This window comes from Siminovitchia thermophila, assembly GCF_016909185.1.
GTDB classification, from domain to species: Bacteria; Bacillota; Bacilli; order Bacillales; family Bacillaceae_C; genus Siminovitchia; species Siminovitchia thermophila.
In genome coordinates this window covers 1-4,580 of sequence record NZ_JAFBFH010000066.1, presented here as the reverse complement: position 1 = coordinate 4,580, position 4,580 = coordinate 1, and the positions used below count along the sequence as shown (strand labels likewise).

Below are 4,580 nucleotides of genomic sequence, written 5' to 3'. Positions count from 1 at the left end.
CTACGGGAGCTACGGGACCTGCTGGACCTACAGGAGCCACTGGACCTACGGGCGCTACAGGACCTGCTGGACCTACAGGAGCCACCGGACCTGCTGGACCTACAGGAGCCACCGGACCTGCTGGACCTACGGGAGCCACTGGACCTGCTGGACCTACGGGAGCCACTGGACCTGCTGGACCTACAGGAGCCACTGGACCTGCTGGACCTACAGGAGCCACTGGACCTGCTGGACCTACGGGAGCTACGGGACCTGCTGGACCTACAGGAGCCACTGGACCTACGGGCGCTACAGGACCTGCTGGACCTACAGGAGCCACCGGACCTGCTGGACCTACAGGAGTTGCCGGACCTACGGGCGCTACAGGACCTGCTGGACCTACGGGACCTGCCGGAACTACGGGAGCTACGGGACCTGCCGGACCGACTGGCGCTACGGGACCTGCCGGACCGACTGGCGCTACAGGACCTGCTGGACCTACAGGCGCTACAGGACCTGCTGGACCTACGGGAGTCACCGGACCTGCTGGACCTACAGGACCTGCCGGAACTACAGGAGCTACAGGACCTGCTGGACCTACGGGACCTGCTGGACCTACGGGACCTGCTGGACCTACGGGAGCTACGGGACCTGCTGGACCTACAGGAGTTGCCGGACCGACAGGAGCCACCGGACCTGCTGGACCTACGGGAGCCACCGGACCTGCTGGACCTACAGGACCTGCCGGAACTACAGGAGCTACAGGACCTGCTGGACCTACGGGACCGACTGGGCCAACTGGACCAACTGGGCCTTAGAGACAAAAAATTGAATTGGGGGTTAATCATCAATCTTGAAACACTTATGCTTTATGTTGGCAAATGCTTTAGCATCATATTCTTCCCCCAATTCACTAAAACGGAAGATACTCAGATACTCATTTGAGTATCTTCTTTTTTAAAATTGTGGAGGGAAAAACATGATAACCATTAGTTTATGTATGATCGTCAAAAATGAAGAAGAAGTGCTGGCAAGATGTCTTGATTCCATTAAGGATTTAGTAGATGAAATTAACATTGTGGATACAGGGTCAACAGATAAAACTGTAGAGATCGCAAAAAAATATACAGACCGTGTATTTTTCTTTGAATGGACAGGAAGGTTTAAAGATGCAAGGAATGAATCTTTTAAATATGCAACTAAGGACTATATATTATATCTTGATGCAGACGACGTGCTGATGGAAGAAGATCGGAAAAAGTTTAAATTGTTGAAAGAAACTTTGGAACCTGAGGTCGATTCTGTTTCAATGTATTACAATGCGGGGGTAGATGAGTACGGAAATGTCACATTACGATACCGGAGAAATCGACTTTTAAAACGAAGCCGCCATTTTCAATGGCAAGGGGATGTTCACAATTACATTGCAGTTTCGGGTAACATAGTGAATTCCGATATCGCGATCACTCATTTAAAAAATAAACATGCCGTTGGCAGAAATCTTTCCATTTATAAAGAAAAAATTGCTAATGGAGATCCATTTACACCCCGAGATTATTTTTATTATGGGAATGAACTGCGGGAAAATCAATTCTATAAAGAAGCGATTGAAAGTTACAGTAAAGTGATCGAAATGGATAAAGGATGGGTGGAAGATAAAGTATATGCCTGTATGTTCCGTGCAGATTGCCATCGTTTTTTGGGGAATGCCAAGGAAGAGTTATCGTCTTTATTATTGTCCATAGCGTTTTCTAAAACTCCCCGTCCAGAGGTTTGCAGCCGAATTGGTTACCATTTTCAACAACAAAGAGACTATCAATCAGCTATATTTTGGTATGAGTTGGCTACAAGCCTGCATGATGATCCCAACAAATGGAGCTTTACCTATCCTGCCTATTCTACTTGGTATCCACATCTGCAACTATGTGTATGTTATTATCATTTAAATGAAATTGAAAAGTCTTATGAACACAACGAAAAAGCACGAGAGTACCGCCCAAAAGATGAAAGAATCTTGTTTAATAAAAAAATGCTTGAGAGTAAGTTAAGGACGGTATCCCAAGAGAGATAGTAAAAATTTCCATTTATTTAGTGATTTGACCTGCACCCTGATTGTAGACAACTATCTGCAATTAGAGTGCTATTTTTATAGAAAAGTGGTGATTATATTCAAATATAAGAGTTTAGAAGAACAGGAGCACTCTTCCTTTCATCTATTCAACATTCAAGTCTAGTAAAAAGCCGGTTAAATGATATTTTTGAGAACGCTCGTTTCTTAAAGACTTTGTTGAAAAACACCGATAAAAGTCGGACATGAAGCCTGTTTGTTTAAAAAGTCGATCTATATGATGATTTTTTTGTCACTAGTTGCAGCATCATACATAATGCTTTTCTTTTTGCTCCTGACTTTTTATTTAAAATAAATCCGGCCAGCAATATAAAAATCGTCAACCCGGCTGTAAAGATATACTCCATAGATTCGTTTGCAATATTTAGGATACCATGCACATGTTCTTCACGCAAAATCATTTCCCCGGCTGTCCAGGTAAGAATACCGGATCCGACATAGGCGATCCATTCATATTTTTCTATCGCTTTTACAATAAAAACAGAACCATAGATCATAATCGGAATACTGATTGCAACACCGAGCATCAACATAAAGACGTGACCGTTGGCTGCACCGGCAACAGCGACTACATTGTCCAAACTCATTACCGCATCTGCCAGAATAATGGTGCCGATTGCTTTCATAAAACTGTTTGAAGCAGAAATATCAGCGGTGTCTTCGCCGCCGACAAGGACCTTGAAGGCGATCCAAAGAAGCAGCAATCCTCCAATTAGGTTAACGAATGGTATTTTCAACAACCAGACGATCAAAATAGCAAATAAAATTCTCAGTCCAACAGCACCCGCTGTCCCCCATACAATTGCTTTATTGCGCTGTTCTTTCGGTAAATTTCTTGTAGCCATCGCAATGACTACTGCATTATCGCCAGACAATACAATATCTATCGAAATAATTTTAAGTAATGTGATCATCGCTGCAGAAGAAATAGTGATTCCAAAAATTGTTGCAGCTATCTCCATTGGATTTCCTTCTTTCCCGGAACGTCCGTTCCAATTTTTTGATGCTTATTCATTATAGCATAGACTTGTCCCTATTCGGCTTGATTTTGCATTCTCATATTGGTATAACTTTTCCCTTTTAACAAAAACTAACACTTGAAAAATATATTTACAGGAGGAGTTATATGGGCGTTTTAAGTGGCAATCAAAAAAACGAACCGTTGCATTATGGTGAGGTGTTTGCAACCTGGACAGCCTTAATGGGTTGTAAAGTAATGATAGGCGGGTATCAAACACTCCTTAATCATGCAGGAGACAAAGATCTGAAAAGAATTTTAGAAGAAGCCATCGAGTTAGCAAAAGCCGATGGCAAGGGCTTGGAAGATGTACTCAAGATAAATGGTATCAACCTTCCACCGGCCCCTCCGGAACGGCCTTTGGCCGATTTGGAAGACATTCCGGCAGGTGCCAAGTTTTACGACCAGGAAATCGCAGGCAAGATGTCAATGGATATAGCTGCCGGTCTGGTTGCTTGCAGTCAGGCGATGGGAATGTGCAATCGAGAAGATATTGCAATGATGTTCGGGCAAATGCACATGAGTAAAGCCCAGCTTGGCGCAAAGATATTAAGATTAAACAAAGAAAAAGGGTGGCTTATTCCCCCTCCACTTCATTTATCAGCTCCCGAACAATCATAAAGAAAGGGGCTGGGACAAAACTAAAACAGCTGATTAAAAAACGAACAAAAAATCGTCCTTGTGTATACGCAATTTTTTAGCGTAGTCAAAATATGTAGACTCCTGCGGGAATAGCTCGAGCTGAAGATCCCGCAGGAAAGCGATCTTTGCTTTCCGAGGAAGCTGAGGCCGTGCCCGCGGAAAGCGAAATATTTTGACGTAGCGAGGATAGGAATTTTTTTAACGCAAACAAACCGAACAATTATAAATGAATTGTTCGGTTTTTGCTATTTAGTATTTGCTTATGTCCCAGCCCCTTCCTACGATTAGTCAAGCATTTATTTTAATTAATGTACTATTCTACTTTCCTATTTTTGTGAATGAGAAATAAACCTCAGCCAATTCAAATTTTTAAACTGAGGGTATTCGTGGTATAATACTTATATATTATTGGTCCAAAGAGACCGCGTACGAATAATCGTACTTTGTATTGTTCCCGACCATGGAATAGATACATTTTAGTAGCTTATTCATGCAAGCTACAGTGGCAACCTTATCCTTTTTGGGAGTAGGTTGCTTTTTTAATTTATAATAATAATCCACGATGTGATTGGGTGCTGCTTGTTGTTGACGTATCATGTTCCGAACAATGAGGTATAAAATGTTCCTTCCTTTTGGATTTCCACGTTTATTGATGTGATCCTGACCTGTATATTTCCCTGATTGATACCTTCGGATATCAATACCAATAAATGCGTTAACTTTTTTATGATTCGAAAAGCGAGAAAGATCACCAAATTCACCTATGAAAAGCGCCGCGCTAATTCCACCAACCCCTGGAAGGCTTATAAGTAG

Annotated in this window: 5 protein-coding genes; 2 read left to right on the top strand and 3 right to left on the bottom strand. The window is 42.8% G+C overall.

Features of this window, described 5'->3' with window-relative positions; translation table 11 throughout:
* On the bottom strand, window positions 1–697 hold a 697-nt coding region (locus JOC94_RS22345), incomplete at its 3' end, for a collagen-like domain-containing protein (protein ID WP_205180399.1).
* A gap of 261 nt (window positions 698–958) precedes the next feature.
* Here JOC94_RS22345 and JOC94_RS22340 point away from each other — a divergent pair.
* The gene (locus JOC94_RS22340; RefSeq protein ID WP_077113009.1) at window positions 959–2,050 is read left to right on the top strand and encodes a glycosyltransferase; all 1,092 of its coding nucleotides are present in this window, start codon (window positions 959–961) and stop codon (window positions 2,048–2,050) included.
* Between the two features lie 257 nt (window positions 2,051–2,307).
* Here JOC94_RS22340 and JOC94_RS22335 read toward each other — a convergent pair whose 3' ends face one another.
* Window positions 2,308–3,069 (bottom strand): TerC family protein, encoded by a 762-nt coding sequence (locus JOC94_RS22335; RefSeq protein ID WP_077113010.1) that lies wholly within the window; start codon window positions 3,067–3,069, stop codon window positions 2,308–2,310.
* A 164-nt stretch (window positions 3,070–3,233) separates the two neighbouring features.
* Between JOC94_RS22335 and JOC94_RS22330 the strand changes: the two genes are divergently transcribed.
* Window positions 3,234–3,746 carry a DUF3231 family protein gene (locus JOC94_RS22330; RefSeq protein ID WP_077113011.1) on the top strand — a complete coding sequence of 171 codons (513 nt, stop codon included), beginning with the start codon at window positions 3,234–3,236 and terminating at the stop codon, window positions 3,744–3,746.
* Window positions 3,747–4,172: 426 nt separating this feature from the next.
* On the opposite strand, the gene JOC94_RS22325 is transcribed toward JOC94_RS22330, so the two are convergent.
* Window positions 4,173–4,580: transposase (locus JOC94_RS22325; protein ID WP_205180397.1), on the bottom strand; the 408-nt coding region annotated here is incomplete at its 5' end.

Excerpts from the sequence above, each read along its gene's own strand:
- JOC94_RS22340 (WP_077113009.1), top strand. The coding sequence starts at position 959 with ATGATAACCATTAGTTTATGTATGATCGTCAAAAATGAAGAAGAAGTG.
- JOC94_RS22335 (WP_077113010.1), bottom strand. The coding sequence starts at position 3,069 with ATGGAGATAGCTGCAACAATTTTTGGAATCACTATTTCTTCTGCAGCG.
- JOC94_RS22330 (WP_077113011.1), top strand. The coding sequence starts at position 3,234 with ATGGGCGTTTTAAGTGGCAATCAAAAAAACGAACCGTTGCATTATGGT.